The organism is Pseudomonas sp. NFACC13-1 (assembly GCF_900104425.1).
GTDB lineage: Bacteria > Pseudomonadota > Gammaproteobacteria > Pseudomonadales > Pseudomonadaceae > Aquipseudomonas > Aquipseudomonas fluorescens_AA.
Genome location: NZ_FMXV01000021.1, coordinates 1 through 23,493, shown reverse-complemented (window position 1 = coordinate 23,493; position 23,493 = coordinate 1). Strand labels below are relative to the sequence as shown.

The 23,493-nt window shown below is 63.7% G+C and carries 24 protein-coding genes; 17 read left to right on the top strand and 7 right to left on the bottom strand.

Features of this window, described 5'->3' with window-relative positions; genetic code table 11:
• The first annotated feature begins 32 nt into the window (after positions 1–32).
• The 10 genes from BLQ55_RS22505 (at position 33) to BLQ55_RS22460 (ending at position 11,548) form a co-directional block, all read left to right on the top strand.
• Positions 33–815 carry an ABC transporter permease gene (locus BLQ55_RS22505; RefSeq protein WP_092257198.1) on the top strand — a complete coding sequence of 261 codons (783 nt, stop codon included), beginning with the start codon at positions 33–35 and terminating at the stop codon, positions 813–815.
• Positions 815–1,663 carry an ABC transporter ATP-binding protein gene (locus BLQ55_RS22500; RefSeq protein WP_092257195.1) on the top strand — a complete coding sequence of 283 codons (849 nt, stop codon included), beginning with the start codon at positions 815–817 and terminating at the stop codon, positions 1,661–1,663. Before BLQ55_RS22505 ends, BLQ55_RS22500 begins: the two co-directional genes overlap by 1 nt.
• The gene (locus BLQ55_RS22495) at positions 1,660–2,622 is read left to right on the top strand and encodes a HEAT repeat domain-containing protein (RefSeq protein WP_092257193.1); all 963 of its coding nucleotides are present in this window, start codon (positions 1,660–1,662) and stop codon (positions 2,620–2,622) included. Before BLQ55_RS22500 ends, BLQ55_RS22495 begins: the two co-directional genes overlap by 4 nt.
• Positions 2,619–2,900, top strand: a complete 282-nt coding sequence (locus tag BLQ55_RS22490; RefSeq protein ID WP_092257191.1) for a DUF971 domain-containing protein — start codon at positions 2,619–2,621, stop codon at positions 2,898–2,900. Before BLQ55_RS22495 ends, BLQ55_RS22490 begins: the two co-directional genes overlap by 4 nt.
• A gap of 105 nt (positions 2,901–3,005) precedes the next feature.
• Positions 3,006–3,623: a transcriptional repressor LexA gene (gene lexA, locus BLQ55_RS22485; RefSeq protein WP_092257188.1), complete on the top strand. Its 618-nt coding sequence runs from the start codon at positions 3,006–3,008 to the stop codon at positions 3,621–3,623.
• Positions 3,623–4,255, top strand: coding sequence for a translesion DNA synthesis-associated protein ImuA (gene imuA / locus BLQ55_RS22480; protein WP_092257184.1), 633 nt, complete (start codon positions 3,623–3,625; stop codon positions 4,253–4,255). Before lexA ends, imuA begins: the two co-directional genes overlap by 1 nt.
• Before the next feature lie 7 nt (positions 4,256–4,262).
• Complete coding sequence (locus BLQ55_RS22475) at positions 4,263–5,684, top strand: Y-family DNA polymerase (protein ID WP_092257181.1); 1,422 nt, start codon at positions 4,263–4,265, stop codon at positions 5,682–5,684.
• Positions 5,681–8,758: an error-prone DNA polymerase gene (locus BLQ55_RS22470; RefSeq protein ID WP_092257177.1), complete on the top strand. Its 3,078-nt coding sequence runs from the start codon at positions 5,681–5,683 to the stop codon at positions 8,756–8,758. The genes BLQ55_RS22475 and BLQ55_RS22470 overlap by 4 nt, the downstream gene beginning before the upstream one ends.
• A gap of 300 nt (positions 8,759–9,058) precedes the next feature.
• Positions 9,059–11,170, top strand: coding sequence for a hybrid sensor histidine kinase/response regulator (locus BLQ55_RS22465; RefSeq protein WP_092257174.1), 2,112 nt, complete (start codon positions 9,059–9,061; stop codon positions 11,168–11,170).
• A gap of 96 nt (positions 11,171–11,266) precedes the next feature.
• A complete protein-coding gene (locus BLQ55_RS22460) occupies positions 11,267–11,548 on the top strand; it encodes a hypothetical protein (RefSeq protein ID WP_256326640.1) in 282 nt (93 codons plus the stop codon).
• Between the two features lie 158 nt (positions 11,549–11,706).
• Here BLQ55_RS22460 and BLQ55_RS22455 read toward each other — a convergent pair whose 3' ends face one another.
• From BLQ55_RS22455 to BLQ55_RS22450, 3 genes are all read right to left on the bottom strand, one after another.
• Positions 11,707–12,294, bottom strand: a complete 588-nt coding sequence (locus BLQ55_RS22455; protein ID WP_092257168.1) for a DcrB/PsbP domain-containing protein — start codon at positions 12,292–12,294, stop codon at positions 11,707–11,709.
• Between the two features lie 76 nt (positions 12,295–12,370).
• Positions 12,371–12,538 (bottom strand): hypothetical protein, encoded by a 168-nt coding sequence (locus BLQ55_RS32240; protein WP_176814238.1) that lies wholly within the window; start codon positions 12,536–12,538, stop codon positions 12,371–12,373.
• A gap of 114 nt (positions 12,539–12,652) precedes the next feature.
• On the bottom strand, positions 12,653–13,585 hold the full coding sequence (locus tag BLQ55_RS22450) for a LysR family transcriptional regulator (protein WP_092257164.1): 933 nt from the start codon (positions 13,583–13,585) through the stop codon (positions 12,653–12,655).
• 115 nt (positions 13,586–13,700) lie between these two features.
• Here BLQ55_RS22450 and BLQ55_RS22445 point away from each other — a divergent pair, with 115 nt between their 5' ends.
• Positions 13,701–14,198, top strand: coding sequence for a DMT family transporter (locus BLQ55_RS22445; protein WP_092257162.1), 498 nt, complete (start codon positions 13,701–13,703; stop codon positions 14,196–14,198).
• A 2-nt stretch (positions 14,199–14,200) separates the two neighbouring features.
• On the top strand, positions 14,201–14,653 hold the full coding sequence (locus BLQ55_RS22440) for a DMT family transporter (protein WP_092174976.1): 453 nt from the start codon (positions 14,201–14,203) through the stop codon (positions 14,651–14,653).
• A gap of 5 nt (positions 14,654–14,658) precedes the next feature.
• On the opposite strand, the gene BLQ55_RS22435 is transcribed toward BLQ55_RS22440, so the two are convergent.
• The 3 genes from BLQ55_RS22435 to BLQ55_RS22425 form a co-directional block, all read right to left on the bottom strand.
• Positions 14,659–14,943, bottom strand: a complete 285-nt coding sequence (locus BLQ55_RS22435) for a hypothetical protein (protein WP_060738266.1) — start codon at positions 14,941–14,943, stop codon at positions 14,659–14,661.
• A 233-nt stretch (positions 14,944–15,176) separates the two neighbouring features.
• On the bottom strand, positions 15,177–16,202 hold the full coding sequence (locus BLQ55_RS22430; RefSeq protein WP_092257159.1) for a purine-nucleoside phosphorylase: 1,026 nt from the start codon (positions 16,200–16,202) through the stop codon (positions 15,177–15,179).
• A gap of 46 nt (positions 16,203–16,248) precedes the next feature.
• Positions 16,249–17,199 (bottom strand): nucleoside-specific channel-forming protein Tsx, encoded by a 951-nt coding sequence (locus BLQ55_RS22425; RefSeq protein ID WP_092203673.1) that lies wholly within the window; start codon positions 17,197–17,199, stop codon positions 16,249–16,251.
• Between the two features lie 299 nt (positions 17,200–17,498).
• On the opposite strand from BLQ55_RS22425, the gene selD reads away from it, so the two are divergent.
• Both selD and mnmH read left to right on the top strand, forming a co-directional pair.
• Positions 17,499–18,533, top strand: coding sequence for a selenide, water dikinase SelD (gene selD, locus BLQ55_RS22420; RefSeq protein ID WP_092203671.1), 1,035 nt, complete (start codon positions 17,499–17,501; stop codon positions 18,531–18,533).
• Complete coding sequence (gene mnmH / locus BLQ55_RS22415) at positions 18,533–19,636, top strand: tRNA 2-selenouridine(34) synthase MnmH (protein WP_092257157.1); 1,104 nt, start codon at positions 18,533–18,535, stop codon at positions 19,634–19,636. Before selD ends, mnmH begins: the two co-directional genes overlap by 1 nt.
• A 99-nt stretch (positions 19,637–19,735) precedes the next feature.
• On the opposite strand, the gene BLQ55_RS22410 is transcribed toward mnmH, so the two are convergent.
• The gene (locus BLQ55_RS22410) at positions 19,736–20,410 is read right to left on the bottom strand and encodes a histidine phosphatase family protein (RefSeq protein ID WP_092257154.1); all 675 of its coding nucleotides are present in this window, start codon (positions 20,408–20,410) and stop codon (positions 19,736–19,738) included.
• A 305-nt stretch (positions 20,411–20,715) separates the two neighbouring features.
• Here BLQ55_RS22410 and BLQ55_RS22405 point away from each other — a divergent pair, with 305 nt between their 5' ends.
• The 3 genes from BLQ55_RS22405 to hemB all read left to right on the top strand — a co-directional run bounded on the left by BLQ55_RS22405 (position 20,716) and on the right by hemB (position 23,358).
• Positions 20,716–21,414 (top strand): glutathione S-transferase family protein, encoded by a 699-nt coding sequence (locus BLQ55_RS22405; RefSeq protein WP_092257151.1) that lies wholly within the window; start codon positions 20,716–20,718, stop codon positions 21,412–21,414.
• Positions 21,411–22,268: a PhzF family phenazine biosynthesis protein gene (locus tag BLQ55_RS22400; RefSeq protein WP_092203663.1), complete on the top strand. Its 858-nt coding sequence runs from the start codon at positions 21,411–21,413 to the stop codon at positions 22,266–22,268. Before BLQ55_RS22405 ends, BLQ55_RS22400 begins: the two co-directional genes overlap by 4 nt.
• A 115-nt stretch (positions 22,269–22,383) precedes the next feature.
• Positions 22,384–23,358, top strand: coding sequence for a porphobilinogen synthase (hemB, locus tag BLQ55_RS22395; RefSeq protein WP_092203661.1), 975 nt, complete (start codon positions 22,384–22,386; stop codon positions 23,356–23,358).
• Positions 23,359–23,493: the final 135 nt, after the last annotated feature.

Sequence of the window (23,493 nt, the reverse complement as noted above, 5' to 3'; positions counted from 1 at the left end):
CCCACAGGGGTACACATCAGAGGATCAATTTCGTGTCCCCATTATCCAAACGCTGGCTCCTGCGAGCCGCTTCACTGCTGCTCTGCCTGCTGTTCTGGCAACTCGCTGCAACCGGCCACTGGAACCTCGGCCTGGTGACCTTCGCCAACGTCCCGACGCCGCTGGCAGTGATCCAGGCGGCGCTGGGCCTGGGAGAGTCGGGCAACCTCGGCCGACACCTGGGCAGCAGTCTGGGCCGGGTCTTTGCCGGTTATGGCGCGGCGCTGTTGCTCGGCGTGGCGCTGGGCCTGGCCATCGGCCGTTCGAGATGGGCCGAAGACCTGCTGCTGCCACCCCTGGAAGTGCTGCGGCCGATCCCGGCGGTGGCCTGGATTCCCCTGGCGATCCTGATGTTTCCCTCGTCGGAACTGTCGATGGTGTTCATCACCTTCGCCGGCGCGCTGTTCCCGATCCTGCTCAACACCGTACACGGCGTCGAAGGCGTGGACCGGCGTTTGATCGCCTCGGCGAAAAGCCTCGGGGCCGGACGCCGGGCGATCCTGTTGGAGGTGATTCTGCCGGGCGCCGCGCCGAGCATCATCACCGGCCTGGCCATCGGCATGGGCACGTCCTGGTTCTGCCTGGTGACGGCGGAAATGATCGCCGGCCAGTACGGCATCGGCTACTACACCTGGGCTTCCTACACCGTGCAGAACTACGCCGACATCGTCGTCGGCATGTTGCTGATCGGTGTGTTGGGCATGGGCAGCAGCCTGCTGATCAAACGCCTGGGCGGGCTGTTCACGCCTTGGCATCGACCACGAGGAAAAGCCTGATGAGCATGATGCACACACCCGAAGGACGGATCGATATCCGTCAGCTGTCCATTGTCCTTGGCCAGGGAGCCCAGGCCTTCGAAGCGGTCCAGGGGCTCGATTGCCAGATCGAGGCGGGTCAGTTCGTCTGTGTCCTCGGGCCGTCCGGCTGCGGCAAGTCCACTTTGCTCGGGGCTTTGGCCGGGCATCTGCAACCGCGCTCCGGCAGCTTGAATGTCGACGGCTCGAGCGTTTCCGGCCCGTCGCCCCAACGCGGCATGGTGTTCCAGCAACACACGCTGTTTCCCTGGCGCAGCGTGCGCGACAACGTCGCTTTCGGCCTGAAGATGCGCGGCCTGGGCAAGGCCGAACGGCACCGGGCCGCCGATGAAATCCTTGCGCTGGTGGGCCTGGAGGGCTTCGCCGGGCATTGGCCGGACCAACTCTCCGGAGGCATGCAGCAACGGGTGGAAATCGCTCGGGTGCTGGTCAACCGTCCACGGCTGCTGCTGATGGACGAACCCTTCGGCGCGCTCGATGCCCTGACCCGGTTGAATATGCAGGAGCTGCTGCTGGACATCTGGACCCGCATTCGCACCACTGTGGTGTTCGTCACCCACGACATCGACGAGGCGCTGTTCCTGGCCGATCGTTTGCTGGTGATGAGCCCGCGTCCGGGGCGGATCATCGAGGACCTGCGCCTGGACTTCCCACGGCCACGCACGACCGAACTGGTCACCCGCCCTGAATTCTCCCGCTTGAAGCGCCACTGCCTCGACCTGCTGCGCCATGAAGACGGCCGGCAGTTGCCGCGCCTCAATCCTCTCGGGCTTCCCCCTGAAACCTCCTTGCCGCGATTTGCCCTATGACCTCTCTACTCGAAAACACCGACAACGACGACATCCTTGCCCTGCAACCACGCCTGACTGATGAGGATCCGGGCGTGCGCCGCATCGCCCTGATCGAACTGGCCGACCTCGAGGAGCCTGAAGGCCTGCTGTGGCTGGTGGACCGTCTGGCTGAAGATCCCAGTGCCGACGTGCGAGCCGAAGCCGCGCGATTGCTTGAAGCCTGGGAGGACGCGCCAGTGGTGGGAGCCTTGTGCGAGGCCCTGACCGATCCATCGCCAAGTGTGCAGGCCGCTGCCGCCCAGAGCCTGAGCCTGCTCAAGAGCGAGGCGGCGGGGAGGGTGATCCTGCCTTGGACGGCCCATGCCGAGGCCGGTGTGCGCGTCGCGGCGTTCAGGGCCTTGCGCGAGCTGCGTCTGCTCGAGGCGGCGCCGGCGGCCATCGTCGCCCTGGCTGACGGCGATGCCAGCGTGCGTCGCGAGGCGGTTGGCGTGCTGGGCTGGCTCAAGCACCTCGACGCCTTGCCGGCCCTGGCCCGGTTGGCCAGTGATGATCCGGATACTGAGGTGCGCCGCGCGGCCACCGGCGCCCTTGGCCTGGCTTCGGATGCGCAGGTCTTGCCGGCGCTGCGCCAGGCCCTCCGGGATCCAGCCTGGGCAGTGCGCGAAGAAGCCGCCACCACCTTGGGCAAGGTCGGTCATACCGATGCCGGTCCGGCCTTGGTCGAGGCCTTGGGCGACGATTATTGGCAAGTGCGCTTGCGGGCGACCCGCAGCCTCGGTCGCTTGCGTTATGCCCCGGCGTTGTCGGCCTTGATCGAAACCCTGGGCCATCGCATCAGCAACTTGCGCAAGGAAGCGGCCTTGGCCTTGGGCGAGTTGAACGAACCAGGCGCAATCCCGGCGTTGCAGGCGGCCCAAGACGATGGCGACCCCGAAGTGCGCAAAGCCGTACGCATTGCCTTGGGTCAACTGCAATGAGCCCGCTCGCGCTGGGCAATTCCCAAGGCAAGGGTCAATTGCGCCTGGACTGGCCTGGCGGCCGCGAGCAACGCCTGGACCACGTCACCCTGCGTCGCCACTGCCCATGCTCGCGGTGCCGGGCGCTGCGCCTGCAAGGGCTGACCGTCCAGGTCGATCCGCGGATCCGGGTGGTGGCAGTCAACCCACAGGGCTACGGGGTGCAACTGGTTTTCAGTGACGGGCATGAGCGGGGGATTTACCCGTGGGCCTACCTGGCGGGGCTTGAGGCTACATGATCACCTCGGCCCCCTGTGGGAGCGAGCTTGCTCGCGATGAAGGCGGTACAGGCAAGCTGTGAACTGACTGGCGGCGCTTGTCAGAAAAATCCCGAAAGAGTACAAATGTACTCCATGACGACTCTCACCCCTCGCCGCACCGCCATCCTGACCTTCATCCGCGAACGCATCGCCGCTCAGGGTCAGCCCCCTAGCCTCGCTGAAATCAGCGAGGCGTTCGGTTTCGCCTCCCGTAGCGTGGCGCGCAAGCATGTGCTGGCGCTGACCGAGGCCGGTTTCATCGAAGTCAATCCGCACCAGGCCCGGGGCATCCGGCTGTTGAACCAGCCGCCACGACCCGAGCTGCTGGACGTCCCGGTGCTGGGGCGAGTGGCGGCTGGCGTGCCGATCGGCGCCGACGCCGAGGTTCACAGCCGCCTGATGCTGGACCCGGCGATTTTCACCAAGGCGCCGGACTACCTGCTGCGGGTCCAGGGCGATTCGATGATCGAGGATGGCATTCTCGACGGTGACCTGGTGGGCGTGCAGCGCACCCCCCAGGCCTCCAACGGCCAGATCGTCGTGGCGCGGCTGGACGGTGAAGTCACCATCAAGCGCTTCGAGCGCATTGGCGAGCGGGTGCGTTTACTGCCGCGTAACCCGGCCTACCAGCCGATCATCGTCGAGGCCGACCAGGACCTGGCGATAGAAGGGGTGTTCTGTGGCTTGGTGAGGCAAGGTTGATGGGCGCTGTCGTTGCGCTGGACACGCTGTTCAACGGCGGCCAGGTCTGGAAGGGCCGGCCTGCGCCGCCGGCCGCCAGTCCGCAGCCCACTGGCCATGCAGCACTGGATGCGGCGTTGCCCAGTGGTGGCTGGCCGGAGGCGGCCTTGACGGAACTGCTCATCGCCGCGCCGGGCGTGGGCGAGTTGCAATTGGTGTGGCCGACCCTGGCGCGGCTGTCGGCAGCGGGGGAGCGGATCGTGTTGGTGGCGCCGCCGTTCGTGCCTTATCCCCAGGCCTGGCAGAACGCTGGCATCGATTTGCGCCAGTTGTCGGTGATCCGCGCCGATGAACGCGATGCCCTGTGGGCCACCGAACAATGCCTGCGTTCGGGCAGTTGTGGCGCGGTGCTGTGTTGGCCCCGCCAGGCGGACGACCGGGCCTTGCGTCGCCTGCAAGTGGCGGCGGAAACCGGCCAGGCCCTGGCGTTCGCCTGGCGCTCGATCCAGGAAGCCATCAACCCGTCGCCGGCGGCCCTGCGCATTGCCATCGATACCCGGCCTGCGCAGTTGCGCGTGCTCAAGTGCCGGGGTGGGCTGGCCCGTTCGGCGCCGATTGCCTTTGCCACGCTCGCCCCACAAACCGGGCATTGAGGTTGCGATGCGCTGGGTCTGTATTCTCTTCCCGCAATTGGCGCTGGACGCCGCGCTGCGTCAGCGCCCCGATCCCGACCAGCCCCTGGCATTGCTGACCGGCCCGGCCCAGCGTCGGGTGCTGCAAGCGGTGAATGCGCAGGCAAGGGCCCTGGGCTTGCGGCCCGGCCAGACCATGACCGCCGCCCAGGCCTTGAGCAAAGGCTTTGCCACCGCGGAATACGACGCGGCGCAGATCGAACAGTGGCAGCAGTTCCTGGCAGCCTGGGCCTACCGTTTCAGCGCCCAGGTCAGCGTGCATTATCCGCGTACGCTGCTGTTCGAGATCGAGTCGAGCCTGGGCCTGTTCGGGCCCTGGCCGGTGTTCGAGGCGCGCTTGCGAGCCGAGCTGACCGAGCTGGGCTTTCGTCATCGCATCGTCGCCGCCCCGAACCCAGTGGCGGCGCGGGTGTTGGCCAATGCCTATGACGCCCTGGTGGTGCCCGATGCCGAGACCTTGCAACAGTACCTGGGGCACATGCCCGTGGAGCGAATCGGTCTGGAGCCCGACGTCGCCACGGCGCTGTCGCGCATGGGCCTGCGTCGCCTGAGCCAGGTCCAGGCCTTGCCCCGGCAGACCCTGGCCCGGCGCTTCGAGGCCCAGGTGCTCAAGCACCTCGACGCGTTGACGGGCCATCGCACCCTGGCGCTGTCGTTCTACCTGCCACCGGACCGTTTCGATGTGCGCATCGAGCTCAACTATGACGTGCAATCCCATCAGGCGCTGTTGTTCCCGTTGCGTCGCCTGACCGGTGACCTGTCGGCCTTCCTCTGCGGACGCGACAGCGGCGTGCAACGCTTCGACTTGCACCTGGAGCACGTCGGGTTGCCGGATACAGTGGTCAAGGTCGGCCTGCTCAGCGCCGAACGGGACCCGGCGATGCTCTTCGAACTGGCCCGCGGTCGCTTGGAACAGGTGCAGGTCGAGGCCCCGGTGCGGGGCTTTCGCTTGTGTGCCGAAGACCTGCCGAGCTTCGTGCCCCAGCGCCTGGAGCTGTTCGACGAACGCCCCCAACAATCATTGCCCTGGGAGCAACTGCGCGAACGCTTGCGGGCCCGGCTGGGGGATGACGCCGTGCAGGGCCTGGGGTTTCGCGACGACCATCGGCCTGAGTGCGCCTGGCAGATGACGCCCCAACCCCGATCCCAGACTTGTCCGGTGCGCGACGGCGTGCAGCGTCCCGGCTGGCTGCTGGAGGAGCCCCAGGCATTGGCGCAAGGCCAGGCGCACATCCTCATGGGCCCCGAGCGCATCGAGACTGGTTGGTGGGACGGTGCGGATGTGCGCCGCGACTATTACCTGATCGAAACCCGCAGCGGACAACGTGGCTGGGCCTATCGACCGGTGGGCGAGGGCGGTCCGCTGTGGCTGCAGGGCTGGTTCGCATGAGCGTTGAGTATGCCGAGCTGCATTGCCTGTCGAACTTCAGCTTCCAGCGCGGCGCCTCCAGTGCCCTGGAGTTGTGCCGTCGCGCCAAGCAGCAGGGCTACCAGGCCCTGGCGATCACCGACGAATGCACCCTGGCCGGGATCGTCCGGGCCTGGCAGGCGGCCAGGGAGCTGGACCTGCCACTGATCGTCGGCAGCGAAATCCAGGTCGAGAACGGTCCGAAACTGGTGTTGCTGGTGGAAAACCTGGACGGTTATCAAACCTTGTGCCGGTTGATCACTCGCGCCCGGCGGCGCAGCGAGAAGGGCCGCTATCGCATCGTGCGGGAGGACTTCGACGAGCCCCTGCCGGGTTTGCTGGTGCTGTGGGTGCCCGATGATAAAGCCTCCGAAGAACAGGGCCGCTGGCTCCAGTCGAGGTTTGCCGGACGCCTGTGGCTGACGGTGCAGTTGCATTGCGGGCAGGACGACCGCCGCCGGTTGGCAGACTCGTTGGCGCTGGCCGAGCGCCTGGCGCTTCCGGCCGTGGCCAGCGGCGATGTACATATGCACGTGCGCGGCCGTCGCGCCTTGCAGGACACCATGACCGCCATCCGTCACCACGTCACGGTGGCCGAGGCCGGCCAGCGCTTGCACCCCAACGGCGAGCGCCACCTGCGCAGCCGCAAGGATCTGGCGGATCTCTATCCCCATGCCTTGCTCGACGAAACGCTTGAGATTGCCCGGCGCTGCACCTTCGACCTCGACCAATTGCGTTATCAATACCCCCGTGAACTGGTGCCCGAGGGCCATGATCCGGCGTCCTGGTTGCGAGTGTTGACCGAGCGTGGCATGCGCGCGCGTTGGGCTGATGGGGTCAGTGATAAGGTCCGGCGACAGATCGACAAGGAATTGGCGTTGATTGCCGAGCTGGGCTACGACAGCTATTTCCTCACCGTGCAGGACATCGTCGGCTTCGCCCGACAGCAGCGCATCCTCTGTCAGGGACGTGGTTCGGCGGCCAATTCGGCGGTGTGTTATGCCCTGGGCATTACCGAAATCGATCCGAGCCAGACCGACCTGCTGTTCGAGCGATTCCTGTCCAAGGAGCGCAACGAGCCACCGGACATCGATGTGGATTTCGAACATGACCGCCGCGAAGAGGTGCTGCAATACGTCTTCCGGCGTTACGGGCGCCATCGCGCGGCGCTGACTGCGGTGGTCAGCAGCTACCACGGTGCAGGGGCGGTGCGGGACGTCGCCAAGGCCCTGGGCCTGCCGCCGGACCAGGTCAATGCATTGGCTGACTGCTGTGGGCGCTGGAGCGATGAAGCACCGCCGCTGGACCGTTTGCGTGAAGGTGGCTTCGACCCGGACAGCCCGGTGTTGCGCCGGGTGCTGAGCCTGACCCAGCAATTGATCGGCTTCCCCCGGCATTTGTCCCAGCACCCGGGCGGCTTCGTGATTTCCGAGCAGCCCCTGGACACCTTGGTGCCGGTGGAAAATGCCGCCATGGCCGAGCGCACCATCATCCAGTGGGACAAGGACGACCTGGACGCGGTCGGGCTGCTCAAGGTGGATGTCCTGGCCTTGGGCATGCTCAGCGCGATTCGTCGATGCTTCGACCTGATCGAACACTACCGGGGTCAACCCCATACCCTGGCGTCGTTGCCCAAGGACGATCCGGCGACCTACGAGATGATCAGTCGCGCGGACACCATCGGCGTGTTCCAGATCGAATCACGGGCGCAGATGGCGATGCTGCCCCGGCTCAAGCCCAAGACGTATTACGACCTGGTGATCGAAGTGGCGATCGTACGACCGGGGCCGATCCAGGGCGGCATGGTGCACCCGTACCTGAAACGGCGAAACGGGGAGGAGGCTGTCACGTACCCCTCGCCAGCGCTGGAGACAGTGCTGGGGCGGACCCTGGGCATTCCGTTGTTCCAGGAGCAGGTCATGCAGATTGCCGTTGTCGCGGCCGACTACACGCCCGGCGAGGCCGACCAGTTGCGTCGCTCCATGGCCGCCTGGAAACGCCATGGCGGGTTGGAGCCCCATCGAGAACGCCTGGCAGCGGGGATGAAGAAAAACGGCTACACCGCTGAGTTCGCCGCGCAAATCTTCGAACAGATCAAAGGCTTCGGCAATTACGGTTTTCCCGAATCCCACGCCGCCAGTTTCGCCTTGCTGACCTACGTCAGCAGTTGGCTCAAATGCCACGAGCCGGCAGCGTTCGCCTGTGCCCTGATCAACAGCTGGCCTATGGGCTTCTACAGCCCGGACCAGATCCTCCAGGATGCCCGCCGGCATCAACTGTCGATCCACCCGGTGGATGTGCGCGCCAGCGATTGGGATTGCAGCCTCGAACCCATGGAAGGCCGGCAACCGGCGATCCGCCTGGGGCTGCGCCTGGTCAAGGGCTTTCGCGAAGAGGATGCCCTGCGTATCGAAGCGGCGCGCCGGCATCGGCCCTTCAGCGATGTGGCCGACCTGGGCGAGCGCGCGCAACTCGATGCCCGGGCCCAGGCGCAACTGGCCGACGCGGGGGCCTTGCAGGGTTTGGCGGGGGATCGCCATCGGGCCCGCTGGGAAGTGGCCGGAGTGCAGAAGCAACTGGGCTTGTTCGCCGGTTTGCCCAGCCAGGAAGAACCGCCCGTGGCGCTGCCCGAACCCACACTGGGGGAAAACCTGTTTGCCGATTACGCCACGCTGGGCACGACACTGGGCCCTCATCCGCTGGCCCTGCTGCGTCCCGAACTGCGCGCCCGACGCTGCCGCAGCTCCCGGGAATTGCAGGACGTGGAGCATGGCCGCAATGTCAGCGTCGCCGGGCTGGTCACCGGTCGTCAACGCCCGGGCACGGCCAGCGGCGTGACCTTCGTCACCCTGGAAGATGAGTTCGGCAACCTCAATGTGGTGGTCTGGCGCGACCTGGCCGAGCGCCAACGCAAGACCCTGGTGGGCTCGCAATTGCTCAGGGTCGACGGCCGCTGGGAAAGCGTCGGCGAGGTCCGCCACTTGATCGCCGGGCGCTTGAGCGACCTGACTGAATTGCTGGCGGGTATCCAAGTGCAGAGCCGCGATTTCCGCTGAATTCGCAGGCTGGAGACACGATTGCTGCGGCATCGGAATTACGTGGCGAGGGGATTTATCCCCGCTGGGTTGCGCAGCACCCCCCTGCGTCCCGTCTGATACACCACGGTGGCTGATGAATCATGGGGGCTGCTTCGCACCCCAGCGGGGATAAATCCCCTCGCCACAGTGTTAATCGTCTCCCCGATCCGAACTGCTCCCTCACATGAAACCAAACGCCAACCCGAGGCTCGAAGCTCTGATCGCAAGGGATTTGTGTCTGTCGATTCCCTGCAGGCATTTTGAGGTTCAGAGTCGACCATGGAGTTTCTATCCCAGAATCACGGCTGCCCTGGATGGGGCGGTGAGATGGCCGGGCGTATCCGGGCGTTCGATTGGAGCCGAACCGAGTTGGGCGCCATCGAGCACTGGTCCGCCAGCTTGCGTAGCGCTGTCCAATTGTTGCTGGCTTCGCCCCTGCCGATAGTGATGTTGTGGGGCCGCCAGGGCTTCATGATTTACAACGATGCCTATGCCGAGTTCGCCGGCGGCCGCCACCCCTACTTGCTGGGGTGCGCGGTGGAGTTGGGCTGGCCGGAGGTGGCCGAATTCAATCGCCATGTACTGGACGTCTGTCTGGCCGGCGGCACCTTGTCCTACCGCAGCAAAGAGCTGGTCCTGCTGCGCGATGGCAAGCCTGAAGACGTGTGGATGGACCTCTACTACAGCCCGGTGCCCGATGATGACCAGTCTCCGGCGGGTGTGCTGGCGATTGTGGTGGAAACCACAGAGCACGTATTGACCGAGCGCGCCCGGCAAGAGGCCGAACGCAGTTACCGCGCGGTCAATGAACGCATTCAGCTGGCGCTTTCGGCCGGGCCCTTGCTGGGATCGTTCGTCTGGGACATCCAGGCCGACACGCTGTCGGGCGATGAGCGTTTTGCCCGCACCTTCAACTACCCCCCCGACTGTCCGCTGGACGCACTGCCCATCGAGATTGCTCGCCAGGGCATCCACCCGGACGACCTCGAAGAGGTCAACCAGCGGGTCGAACTGACCGTGCGCACAGGCACGCCTTACAGCGCTGAGTATCGGGTCCGCCGCCTGGGCGGTGACTACCGGTGGGTGCTGGCCAGCGGTCGATGCGAGTTCGACAGGACAGGCCGGCCCCTGCGGTTTCCGGGAGTACTGATTGATATCGACGAACGCAAGACGGCCGAAGCTTCGCTGCTCAAATTCACCCGCGACCTGGAGCAACGTGTCGCCGACGAGGTGCAGGCGCGGTTGGCAACCGAAGAGCAGTTGCGCCAGTCGCAGAAGCTCGAGGCCATTGGCGGCCTCACCGGTGGCGTGGCCCATGATTTCAACAACTTGCTGCAGGTGATCGCCGGCAATCTGCACTTGCTGGCCCGCCACGAACGGGACAACGCCAATGTGCAACGACGGGTCAGTGCCTCCATCGAAGCCGTGGAGCGGGGGGCCAAGTTGTCATCGCAGCTGTTGGCTTTCGCCCGGCGCCAGCCATTGTCACCGGCGGTCTACAACCCTCGGCGCATCTACGAGGGCATGGGTGAACTGCTGCAGCGGGCCTTGGGCGAAACCATCCTGATTGAAGTGAGCCTGCCCCAGGAACCCTGGTGCATCCATGTCGATCGCAATCAGTTGGAAAATGCCCTGTTGAACCTGGCGATCAATGCGCGTGATGCCATGCGGGGCGAGGGCACTATCCATCTGATCGGCGAGAATATCGTGCTCGATGACGCGTTCTGCGCCGGCAAGGGAATTGCGGCCGGCGACTATGTCCGGCTGTCGGTGATCGATTGCGGCGTCGGCATGCCGCCCGATGTCCTGAAGCAGGTGTTCGAACCGTTTTTCACCACCAAGACCGATGGCCAGGGCACCGGGCTTGGATTGAGCATGGTGTTCGGGTTCGTCAAGCAGAGTGGCGGTCATATCGAGATCGCCAGTGACCTGGGCGAAGGCACGCGGGTGCGGATGTATTTCCCTCGAAGCCTTGCGCCCGAAGCCGGGGAAACCGAGCAACATGATGCGCTTCATTCCGGCCGGCAAGAGACGATCCTGGTGGTGGAGGACAACGCCGAGGTGCGCAGCGCGTCGGTGGAACTGCTGGAGCAGTCCGGCTACAGGACCCTCACGGCCGCCAACGGCGATGAGGCGATGAAGCTGCTGCTGGATGGCACCCCGGTCGACCTGATCTTCACCGACGTGGTCATGCCCGGCCTGATCAAGAGTTCCGACCTGGCCGCCTGGGCCAAGGTGCAGACCCCGCCGGTCCCCGTGCTGTTCACCTCGGGGCACACCCGGGACATCATCTCCCGCAACCATCAATTGAGCCCCGATACCCATTTGTTGAGCAAACCCTACGGTCCGGACGCACTGGCCCGGATGGTGAGGAGCGTGCTGGGCGGTTGATCGCGGCGTCTTAAACAAATGGAACCGAAGCCGTCGCGTCACCTTCGAATGTTCAAGACCGGTCATCCATCCGGCCCTGTCATGAACGAGGTGCCCATGAACGACGATCCCGCAGACACTCAGCAACAAGGCCAGGCGCAGGCGCCATCCCCGCGCAACGATCCGGCCATCGATCCCCAGGTCCCGGGCAAGCCTTCGAGTGCCGAGCCCGTCCGTCCTGCCGGAGCGGACCAGGCTGACAGCGCCGCCACTGAGGTCGATCAGAAGCAGCATCATCAGGACAATGACAACACCTTCAGCCCCGGCTTCAAGCCTGACCCGGACCGGCCGACATCCGGTGACGACACGGATGCTGACATCGACACCGATGGTGGCTAGACACACCACCGCATCATGGTGGTGAATGCAAAACTCATGAACCTCCACAAACCCTGTGGGAGCGAGCTTGCTCGCGAAAGCGGTGTGTCAGCTTGCATCGATGCTGATTGTGCCGCCGCCATCGCGAGCAAGCTCGGCTCCCACATGTTCTGAGGGGGTTATTGACCGCTGGCGATCTGTTTCACCAACGCTTCATGGCCGGTCTTGTCGCTGGCCCGGGAGATGATCTGCACCACCGCCATGCGCGTGCCGGAGGCTCCCAGCAAGGTGGTGTCGAGGGTCGGTCCGCCGCCCTGGGTCGCGCGGGTATCGAGTTGGCGCAGGCCCACGCCGGTACCTTTTTGCTTCAGGCTTTTTTCGCTGAGGAGCTTGGCATCCGGCAGGGACTTGAGGCGCTGGGCGGCGAAGTCGGCCATGGTAGCGTCGAGGAACGCGCCATCGTCATCCTTCACATTCGCACCGTCGATGATGGTGTTTTCCGCTGCGATCACCACGGTCTTGCTGGTGGCATTGCTGTACATCGTCCCCGTCGCCCCGGCGGTGCCCTGGGCGGCTTCACCGGCGGGCAATGGCGTCGCTGTAAAACCCTTGGGCAAGGTGAAGGTGAACTTGCCGCCCAGCATCGACACCTTCTGCGCCGGTGCATCGCTGGCAGGTTTGGCCGAGGCCGCCTGGGCGGATACCATGACCAGGCTGGCGAAGGCCCCCAGCAACAGGACAGCGGCTTGTTTACTCAGCAATGACATTGAAAATCTCCACGGATGGTCGCGCTTGAAGGCCGATCATCCCATGGGCGTCGTCCCGGACTCCAGCAAGAGACCGTCATTTTGGCGATGCCGCCTGCCTCAGCAGGCGGCGGGTCACCCGCAACATGGCCACTGACACCGCGACGCCCAAGGCAAAGGCCGGCCCGCTCATCACCGGCCGTACCGTCGGGAACAGATACGGCATCCCCAGTAGCGCGACCAGGGCGATTAGGAGCAGCAGCACGCGATCATCCTTGTCGGAGGTGGGCCGTCACGTTAGCACCGCCTCGCTCAGGTTGCGCATCGAAGTGCCGGGGTTCAAGGCCGTTGGTCAAGTTCGACTGAAGCCGCGCCGTGTTCAGCGATCCCAGTAGGGCACTTCGCCAAAACACTCGAGGAAGAAATCGATGACCGTGCGGACTTTCACCGACAGGCGTCGACTGCCCGGCCAGAGGATGGCGATCTGTTGCGGTTCGAGGCTGTTGGACGCCTGGTAATCCTGTAGCACCGGGACCAGCGTGCCGTTACGCACGGCTTCGCCGATCAACCACGACGGGAACATCACCAGCCCCAGGCCTTGTTCGGCGGCCTGGGTCAAGGTGTCGGCGTGGTTGCCGGTGATCGGGCCGCTGACGCTATAGGGTGTCCAGGCCTGACCCGGGCGGCGGAAGAACCAGCGCTGCTGGCCGGTCACGCCCTTGTAGGCCAGGCACCGGTGGTGAACCAGGTCCTGGGGCTTGAGTGGTGCGCCGTGGCGGGCCAGGTAGGTCGGGCTGGCGGCGATCTGGAAGCGATGGGGCGCGAGGATGCGCGCCTGCATGCTCGAATCGTGCAGCGCACCGATGCGGAACAGCAGGTCGGCGCCTTCCTGCAGTGGGTCGACGTAGCTGTCGGTCTGCTGGATCTCCAGTTGCAGCTTCGGATAACGCTCGCATAGCTGCCCCAACCACGGTGTCAGGTGGCGCTGGCCAAACACCACCGGCGCATTGATCCGCACCAGTCCGGACGGTTCGCTGTGTTGCTCCTGCAGCGCCTGTTCGGCTTCCTCCAGTTGCACCAGCAGCAGCCGTGCATGATGCCCCAACAGGCGGCCAGCCTCGGTGGGTGAAACGGCGCGGGTGTGGCGATAGAGCAACTGTTGGTTCAGGGCCTGTTCCATCAACTGGATCTGCCGGGAAATCGAGGACGGCGCCAAGCCTTCGCGCCGTGCGACTTCCGAAAAACTGCCGTGATCGAGCACGGCGACGAACAATCGCAATGCCTTGAAGCCCAGTTCATTGAGGCCGTGCATGGTGCGGGCTTTCCTGTGCGTATTGCGCAAAAGTGTTGTCGGGATACTCACATTTATCGCACAGCGGCACCAGCCGATAATGCCGGCCCTCTTTCAAGTGAACAGGTTTTGACTCATGCAAACATCTTCGTTGAGCGAAGCCGTGCCGGTATCGACACCCGCCAGACCCCGGACATTGCTGCGCTGGCTGTTGCTGCCCCTGGTGATCCTGGCCGGCATGGGCTTGTCGGTGGAAGCCGGCCTGCTCGGGCCGCTCGGGGCCCAGGTCGGGCATCTGTGGGCCACGCTGAGCATCTTCGGCGTCGGTTCGGCGATCCTTTTCCTGCTGTTGTTGCTCAGTGGCCGGCAGCGAGGCCCAGCCTTGCATGAGTTGCCACGCTGGCAATTGATCGGCGGTTTCCTCGGTCCGATCTATGTGGTCGTGCTGACACTCGCCACGCCGCACATCGGCATCGCCATGACCATGATCGCGATTCTCTCCGGCCAGGTAGGTAAAAGTGTCCTGATCGATCATTTCGGCTGGTTCGGGACGGCCCGCAAGCGGGTCAATGGCGAACGCTGGCTGGCGTTGGCCTTGATTGTCGTTGCCCTTGTCCTAATTGCCCGAGGTTGAACATGAATCTGTTTGTTTTGTTGTTGCTGGTCGTCGCGGCCGGTGCGGTGTTGAGTGTGCAGGCGGCTATCAACGGGCGCCTGGGCCAGACGGTCGGTGTGTTGCGCAGCAGCTTGCTGACGTTCACGGTGGGCACGGTGACCACCGGGCTGCTGATCGTGTTTTTCGAGCCGGCCCACGGCTTGACGCTGTTGGACATGCCGAAATGGCAACTCAGCGGGGCCTTGTTCGGTGTGGTGTACATGATGGTGATGGTGGGCGCGGTGCCCAGGGTCGGCACGGCCGTGGCCACCGTGGCGGTCATCGTCGGACAACTGGGCATGGGCATGCTGATCGACAATTTCGGCTGGCTGGGCAACCCGGCCATCGAATTATCCGGCAGTCGAGTCCTTGCCATGGCCTGCCTGGCATTGGCGCTGGTGTTCATGTATCGCAGCAATGCCCGTCAGGCCTGAACGGTTCAGTCGGGTTCCACGTTGAGTTGCAGGCTGCCATCGGCCAGGCGTTCAGTGCTGCGGACGATGCCGCTCAGGCGCCGGCCCTCGGCGCTGAACACCACGATCTCGGCCTTGTCCAGGTCGTCCGGCATCGGCGGTTGAACGTGCAGCGCGAACCACACCGGTTTGTCCTCGTCGAGGCGCTGGACGGCGTATTGGCAGTCGATACTTTTGGTCTGGCGGCCGAACAGGGTGTCGAGACCGTAGTCCAGGTGAGTGCTGTCGGCGGCGGAGGGTGTGAGAGGCATCGGCGGTCTCCTGGGGGCGCGGTTGATGTTCAAATGATCCTGCCCGGGAGGGAAAATTCCATTGGCCGAGCCGTTGGGAACAGCCCAACCGGTTCCCTGTGGCGAGGGGATTTATCCCCGTTGGAGCGCGAAGCGGTCCTGAGCCCGCTCATCAGGGCGGGGCAGACTTGGGGCCGCTTCGCGACCCAGCGGGGATAAATCCCCTCGCCACAAAGGATCCTGGCGCTGAAAGATCAGAGTCCTGGCACGCCGTTCTTCCACGCCGACCAGTTCTTCACAATGTCCTGCACCAGCGGATTGCCGGTGCGGAACAGGTTTTCCAGCGCAGGGACGAACGCGCCCTGGTCGGCGTACTTGAGCAGGTTATCCACTTCATTGCCACCGGGCTCGGGGCGGTCGAAGTCGGACCCGGCCCGTAGCACTGCCAGCCGGTTGATGTCCACCCGACCTTCACGGCTGGCCCGCAGCAAGGCCTCGTAAGTCGAGTTGTCTTCCTGTTGGGTCGTGCAGTAGACGCCTTTGTTGTCGGTGAGCAGGCGGGTCCAGACTTCGGCGCGCTCGCTCAGGCGCGTGCCGGAGAACCAGGTGTTGCCGGCCAGGGTGTCGCAGCGGGTCACCACCGGCGGCTGGTTGGCCGGGGCATACGGATACTTCAAGCGCCAGGCGGCCGACTCCTTGCTTTCGGCCAGGGTCACCTGCTGGCTGAGGGCAAAGGCCTTGGCTTGCAGGGCCGGGTTGAGTTCGAAGACTTCTGTCTTGTAGTCCAGCGGCGGCTTTTCGTTCGGCCCCTTGGTGTTGATGCCCAGGTAGCCGGTGGGCCAGTCCTTGGGCACATCCCGCGAATCCAGCTCCCATTGAGTACCGAACTCCACCAGGTAATGGGCCCAGGCGGTTGTGCCGAGCGTGCCGTGGTGCGGGTTGATGCCGGCGATCCCGGCCACCAGGAAATAGCTCTTGCGCAGGTCGACGGTCGGGGAGAGCGCCAGGGCCAGGGTCGAAGCCGCCGCGTTGGTCTGGCCCATGCCGGTGATCAGCAGGCAGACCCGTTCGGCATTGCAGCGGATCGTCGGGTACTCGGCGGACAGACCCGGTATACGGATTTCATCCTTGAGCTGTAAGCGTTCGATCCAGTTCTGCGCTTCGGGGGCGAACATCGTGATCAGCATCACTTTGGGTTGAAGTGGCGGTGCGGCCCCGGCGCTTGCCGCGAAGAGTGCAGTACTTGCCAGGCCGATTGAAGCAAACAGGCGATTGATCATGTGTTCGTGACCTCCATGGATTCGAAAGGGTGCTGCGACGATGTGCTCAGAATTGATAGCCGACCCCGGCGTAATAGCCCCACCCATCGGAGCGGGCGCGGAAGTTGCCATCGCCAAAGTTGAGTTCACTGCCATCCTGCCAGTTGCCGCCGTTGTGGAAGTAGCGGCCCACCAGAGTGAAGCGCACGTGGGTGAACGCGTACAGCAAGACATTGGTGGCGACCGTGGCGTTGGCGGTGCGGGCCGGGTTGTCCTTGTGCAGGTCCGAACCGAAGTCGAAGTTGGTGAAGCCAATGTACGTCAGCGAGGCTCCATTGCTGAACTGGCTGATCGGCACGATGTACTTGAGTTGGGCGCGGTAGCCGTCCCAGGAATATTCATTGCTGGCGCCATAGTTTTCCCATTGATAACGGCCATAGAGGTTGGCCGACAAGTTGACCCTCGAGTGAGTGTCGATGTCGGTGCCCAGGCCGCTGTACAAGGTGTTCGCGCGATTGGCGCTGTTGCTGCCGTGGTCGTAGATCCAGTCGAACGCCACATACCATTCCTTGAACGGCCCGATGGCCAGGCTGCGGCCGGCCAGGTAGTCGATGGAAATCCGCGGCTCGTGTTCCATGAACACGGGTGAACCGTGGTCCCACGCACCTTTGTCGTGACTGTTGCCAATGTTGAAAATCTTCGGGATGTCGACGTAGCCATAGAGTTCGAAGGGCCCCTTGCGTCCGAAGTATTCATATTCCAGATAGATATCGTCGACCGGTTGCGGGCCGAAGCTGATGTCCTTGCTGCCGATGAGCGTCAGGTCCTGGTTGTACCAGTCCGACAGGTAGGCGCCTTTTTTGGACGGGGTGGCTTCTGGACTGAGGGCTTCGCCTTGGGCGGACACCTCGGTGGGTTGGGCGTGGGTCGTGGCGCTGAGTAGTCCGGTAACGGCGGTCAGTAGCAGGGTGGCTGCCCATACGCCGGGCGTGGCGCGACACCGGGAAGTGAAGTGCATGGAAAGTCCTTGTTCGTGCGGGCCGAAGCCCGGGTTCCGTGATTGAAAAAAATCGTCGATCCGCTGGGGCAGGATCGAATGCGCAAACGTTTGCACATCCCATACCAATTTTGTGCAGTGGCTTGAAAAGCTTGAGATTGAGGCTGTTTTCCTGTCCTTTTGGTCAGGCAGGGTGCGCCGAATGCTTCACGCCCGCCTGAAGCAGCACCAAAGTGTTGCACGGGCGGATGCTCGGTACGGCACTGAGTCGGCGGCGTTGCTGTTAGAATCGATCCCCTTGACTGACCGGAGAGATGCCCATGAGCGAGCCGATTCGCCTGACCCAGTACAGCCACGGTGCCGGTTGCGGCTGCAAGATTTCGCCCCAAGTGCTGGAAGTGATCCTGGCCGGCAGTGGTGCGCAGAACCTCGATCCCAAGCTGTGGGTCGGCAATGCTTCTCGCGACGACGCTGCGGTGTATGCCATCGACGAAGAGCGTGGGGTGGTCTCGACCACCGATTTTTTCATGCCGATTGTTGATGATCCCTTCGATTTCGGTCGCATCGCCGCCACCAATGCCATCAGCGACATCTACGCCATGGGCGGTGATCCGCTGATGGCCATCGCGATTCTTGGCTGGCCAGTCAACGTATTGGCCCCGGAAATTGCCCGGGAAGTGATTCGCGGCGGTCGTTCCGTGTGTGACGAGGCCGGTATTCCCCTGGCGGGCGGGCATTCGATCGATGCGCCCGAGCCGATCTTCGGCCTGGCGGTCACGGGCCTGGTGCAAAAGCGCCATATGAAGCGCAACGACACGGCCACCGTCGGCTGCCGGCTGTACCTGACCAAGCCCCTGGGCATCGGCATCCTCACCACGGCGGAAAAGAAAGGCAAGCTGCGCGCCGCCGATGTTGGCCTGGCCCGTGACTGGATGTGCACCCTCAATAAACCCGGCAGCCGCTTCGGCAAACTCGATGGCGTGACGGCGATGACCGACGTCACCGGTTTCGGCCTGCTCGGGCACCTGGTGGAAATGGCCGACGGCAGCCAGTTGACCGCGCGTATCCGCTATGACGCGGTTCCGCGTCTGCCAGGCGTCGAATACTACCTCGACCTGGGCTGTGTGCCGGGCGGTACGCTGCGCAACTACGACAGCTACGCCAGCAAGGTCGGTCGGGTCCAGGAACTGCACAAGCGAGTGCTGTGCGACCCGCAGACCAGCGGCGGCCTGTTGATTGCCGTCACCCCCGAAGGCGAGGACGAGTTCCTGCGGGTGGCCACGGAACTCGGCCTGGCGCTGGAGCCCATTGGCGAGTTGGTCGAGCGACAGCGTTACGCGGTCGAGGTGTCTTGATGAGCCAGGACATCACCGATTACCGCGACATCTTCCTCCATGACCGACCGATGATGGACACGCGCGCCCCAGTCGAATTCATCAAGGGCGCTTTCCCCGGCGTGGTCAATCTGCCGTTGATGACCGACAACGAACGGCAACGTGTCGGGACCTGCTACAAACAACAGGGGCAACAGGCCGCCATCGTCCTGGGGCATCAACTGGTGTCCGGTGAGACCAAGGCCCAGCGCATCCAGGCTTGGGCGGCGTTCGCCAAGGCCCATCCCGACGGTCTGCTGTATTGCTTTCGCGGCGGCTTGCGTTCGCAGATCGTCCAGCAATGGCTCAAGGACGAAGCGGGCATTGATTACCCTCGGGTCGGCGGTGGCTACAAGGCCATGCGCACGTTCTTGCTGGACACCATCGAACAGGCGGTGGCCGAGTGCGACCTGGTGCTGCTGGGCGGCATGACCGGTACCGGCAAGACCGAAGCGCTGGGCCAACTGGGCAACAGCCTGGACCTGGAAGGGTATGCCAACCATCGCGGTTCGAGCTTCGGCAAACGCGCCACCGGCCAGCCTTCCAACATCGATTTTGAAAACCGCCTGGCCGTGGATGTGCTGAAAAAACGCGCCGCCGGCATTGAGCAGTTTGTGCTGGAAGATGAGAGCCGTGCGGTCGGCAGCTGCGCCTTGCCACTGTCCTTGTACCAGCGCATGCAGCAGGTTCCGATGGTCTGGCTGGAAGACAGTCTGGAGCGTCGGGTCGAACGGATCCTGCAGGATTACGTCATTGACCTGTGTGCAGAGTTTGTCGCAGTACATGGCGACGAAGGTTTTTCGCTGTTTTCCGAGCGATTGCTGGCAAGCCTGGATAACATCCACAAACGCCTGGGTGGCGACCGTCACCGACGCTTGAAGGACATCCTGGAAACAGCCCTGGCCGAGCAGGCCCACAGCGGTGCCGTCGACGTGCATCGCGGTTGGATCGAGGGTTTGCTGCGTGAGTATTACGACCCGATGTACGTGTTCCAGCGGGAAAAGAAGGGCTTGCGGATCGAGTTCTCGGGGGAGCAGGCGGCGGTGCTGGAGTACTTGCGCGAGCGGGCGGCCCGGGGAAGATGACCTGTGGGAGCGAGCTTGCTCGCGATGACGGCAACACTGGCGCCCTTGAGGCAAGCTGACCCACCGCCATCGCGAGCAAGCTCGCTCCCACATTGATGATCAGGTCGGACAGGCTTGCTGGCCATTGTCCAAGCCTTGCTTGTAGCTCTGGCTGGTGAGGCTGGCCTTGCCGTTGTGCCAGGTCAGGGTCAGCACATACAGCGAATCGAAGTCCCCGGATGCCCAGTCTTCGGTAATGGTCTGCTTCTTGCCCACCGCCTCACCGGCGACCTTGTTGATCAGCTCCGGCAGGTAGCCATGGGACCAGGCGGTATAGATGGTGGAGTTGTGGTACTTGTCGTGCAGCAACTCGTCAGCCAGGTCGCTGGTGTCGTTGGCTGAAAAATTGATGTTTACCGGCAGCCCGAGCTTGATGGCGCTGGGGCTGATGGTCATCAGCGGGCGAATATAGCTGTAGGAGTTGTCCAGCTCACCCTCTTCGACATTGCGGGTCGGGTTGGCCGCGAACACGTAGTCGGCCTTGCCGAATTTTTCCGGCAGCAGGGTGGCCAGGTCGATGGCGCGATTGAGGCCCTGGCAGTTGAGCTGGCCCAGGCCACCGGCGGGTTTCTCGGCGTGGCGCAGGAACACCAGGGTCTGTACGCCGTCGGCTGGCTGGGCGCGGCTGACGCTGGATTCCAGCGACAGCACCAGGCCACAGACCACAAGCAGCGTCGGCAGCATCAGCCACGAACGGTGTTTGAAGCGTCTGGCGAAATTCAGTGGGTTCATCATCGAATAATAGTCTTCAGCACGCTTGAGTCAGGCTGACAAACCCCGGTACCGCGAAGCGCTTGGCCTCGGGTGTTTTCCCTGTCGTTACGCCTCGTTGGTTCTTCGCGGGCATTGCTCAGAGTCCCTTCGAGCGCTTTGGTTCGATTCCGGTGCACTGTAGCGATCTCCGTCAGGAGATGGGACGAACGTTAACCACAGGATGTTGCTGAATTAAGAAGGGACGACGTGAATTGTGTGACGGGCAGTGGTGTCGTCCCCAACATCTTGGATATCCTCGGGGTTTCCTTCATTTTCGAGCCGACTCCATGCCCGACTTGACGCCATACCTCATCACCCAGAAGTGGCCCGCCCAATACCCGGAGTGGATCCAGCTCTACTCCCTGCCAACCCCCAACGGCGTGAAGGTTTCGATCATGCTGGAAGAGATCGGCCTGCCGTACGAGCCCCACAAAGTGGACTTCGCCAACAACGACCAGCTGTCGCCCGAGTTCCTTTCCCTGAACCCCAACAACAAGATCCCGGCGATTCTCGACCCCCATGGGCCGGGGGACCAGCCGTTGGCGTTGTTCGAGTCGGGGGCGATCCTGATCTATCTGGCGGACAAGAGCGGACAGTTGCTGGCCCAGGAGTCGGCGGCGCGCTACGAGACGATCCAGTGGCTGATGTTCCAGATGGGTGGGATCGGGCCCATGTTCGGGCAGTTGGGGTTCTTTAACAAATTCGCCGGCAAGGACTACGAGGACAAGCGGCCACGGGATCGTTATGTCGAGGAAAGCAGGCGCCTGCTCAAGGTGCTCGATGGCCGTCTGCAAGGGCGGGACTGGATCATGGGCGAGCGCTACACCATTGCCGATATCGCCACGTTTCCCTGGGTGCGCAACTTGATCGGTTTTTATGAAGCCGGTGATTTGGTGGGTATCCAGCACTTCCCCAATGTGACGCGGGTATTGGAGCGCTTCCTGGCGCGACCGGCCGTGGCCCGCGGGTTGAAGATTCCGGAATGAGCAAACCGACGCCCCGCCGATTCGATTACAAGCAACTGGATGTGTTCAGCGATGTGCCGCTCAAGGGCAATCCGCTGGCGGTGGTGCTGGGGGCCGATGGGCTCAGTGACTCGCGCATGGCCGCTTTCGCCAACTGGACCAACCTCAGCGAAACCACGTTCCTGTTGGCGCCGCAGCACCCGGAAGCCGATTACCGGGTGCGTATTTTCACCACGTCCACCGAGTTGCCGTTTGCCGGGCATCCGACCCTGGGCAGTTGTCACGCCTGGCTGGAAGCCGGAGGCGTGCCCAAAGGGCAGGAGATCGTGCAGGAGTGCGGCGTCGGCTTGGTCAGGGTGCGCCGCAGCGATCATGGGTTGGCGTTCCTCGCGCCGCCCTTGCTCAAGTCCGGTCCGCTGGAGGCCGAGTTGCTGGAGCGGGTGTGCAAGGGGCTGGGGCTCGCAGCGCAGGCGATTGTCGAGGCGCAATGGGTCGATAATGGTGCCGGCTGGCTGGCGGTGATGCTCAAGGATCGCCGGCAAGTCCTGACGCTCGAGCCGGATTACCAGCAGTTGCTGGACCTGGCCGTGGGCGTGATCGCACCCTGGGATCGGGCCGTGGATGGCGATGAGGCCCACTTCGAAGTGCGCGGCTTCATCGCCGGTGATGGCATGCCCGAGGATCCGGCCACCGGCAGCCTGAACGCCGGGCTTGCGCAATGGATGTTGGGCAAGGGGCTGGCGCCTGCGTCCTATGTGGTCAGCCAGGGATTGACGATGGGCCGGGCCGGACGGATTCATGTCGAGCAGTTGGGGGAAGAGGTCTGGATTGGTGGCGCGGTGGTGACGTGCATCAACGGCTCGTTGACCGTATGAGGCGATTATTACCCGGCTGGTAATACTCTGTTTTCAGCTGGCGTTTGTGCCCTGGCTGGCCTGGGCATAAGCTTCGCTCCCTGTGATCGAGCCGCATTTTTTGCCCAGGAGTCCCATGTCCAGCCAGTTCCCCGAAGCACGTCCACGCCGCCTGCGTCGCAATGCAAGCCTGCGCAGCCTGTTCCAGGAAACCGAGTTCACCTTGAACGATCTGGTGCTGCCGATTTTCGTCGAAGAAGAAATCGATGATTTCGTACCGATCAAGAGCATGCCCGGCGTGGTGCGCATCCCTGAGTCGAAGCTGGCCGGTGAGATCGAACGCTATGCCCGTGCTGGCATCAAGTCGGTGATGACCTTTGGTGTGTCCCATCACCTGGACAACGATGGCAGCGACACCTGGAGTGAGTGGGGCCTGGTGTCACGCATGGCCAGGATCTGCAAGGACGCGGTGCCGGAAATGATCGTGATGTCCGACACCTGCTTCTGTGAATACACCGACCATGGTCACTGCGGCGTGCTCCACGGCAATGAAGTGGACAACGACCGGACCTTGATCAACCTGGGCAAGCAAGCCGTGGCGGCGGCCCGCGCCGGTGCCGACGTGATCGCGCCGTCGGCGGCCATGGACGGCCAGGTCCAGGCGATTCGCAAGGCTTTGGATGAAGCCGGTTTCAACCAGACGGCGATCATGGCCTATTCCACCAAATTCGCCTCGGCGCTGTATGGTCCGTTCCGCGAGGCCGGCGGCAGCGCCCTGAAAGGTGACCGCAAGAGCTACCAGATGAACCCGATGAACCGCCGCGAAGCCCTGCGCGAATCCCTGCTCGATGAACAGGAAGGTGCCGATGCGCTGATGGTCAAGCCGGCCGGTGCCTACCTCGACATCATCCGCGATATTCGCCAGGCTTCGAACCTGCCTCTGTCGGCTTACCAGGTCAGTGGCGAATACGCGATGATCAAATTCGCCGCCCAGGCCGGCGCCATCGACGAAGCCCGTGTGGTCCGCGAGAGCCTTGGCGCAATCAAGCGGGCGGGGGCAGACCTGATCTTCACCTACTTCGCCATGGACCTGGCGCTGAGCGGGATCTGATCCCTGTGGGAGCGAGCTTGCTCGCGATAGCGGTGGATCGGCTTGCTTCGAGGGTGACTGTGCCGCCGTCATCGCGAGCGAGCTCGCTCCCACATGGGTTTTTGGGTTGGACGGAAGATTCGGGTACACCGCCAT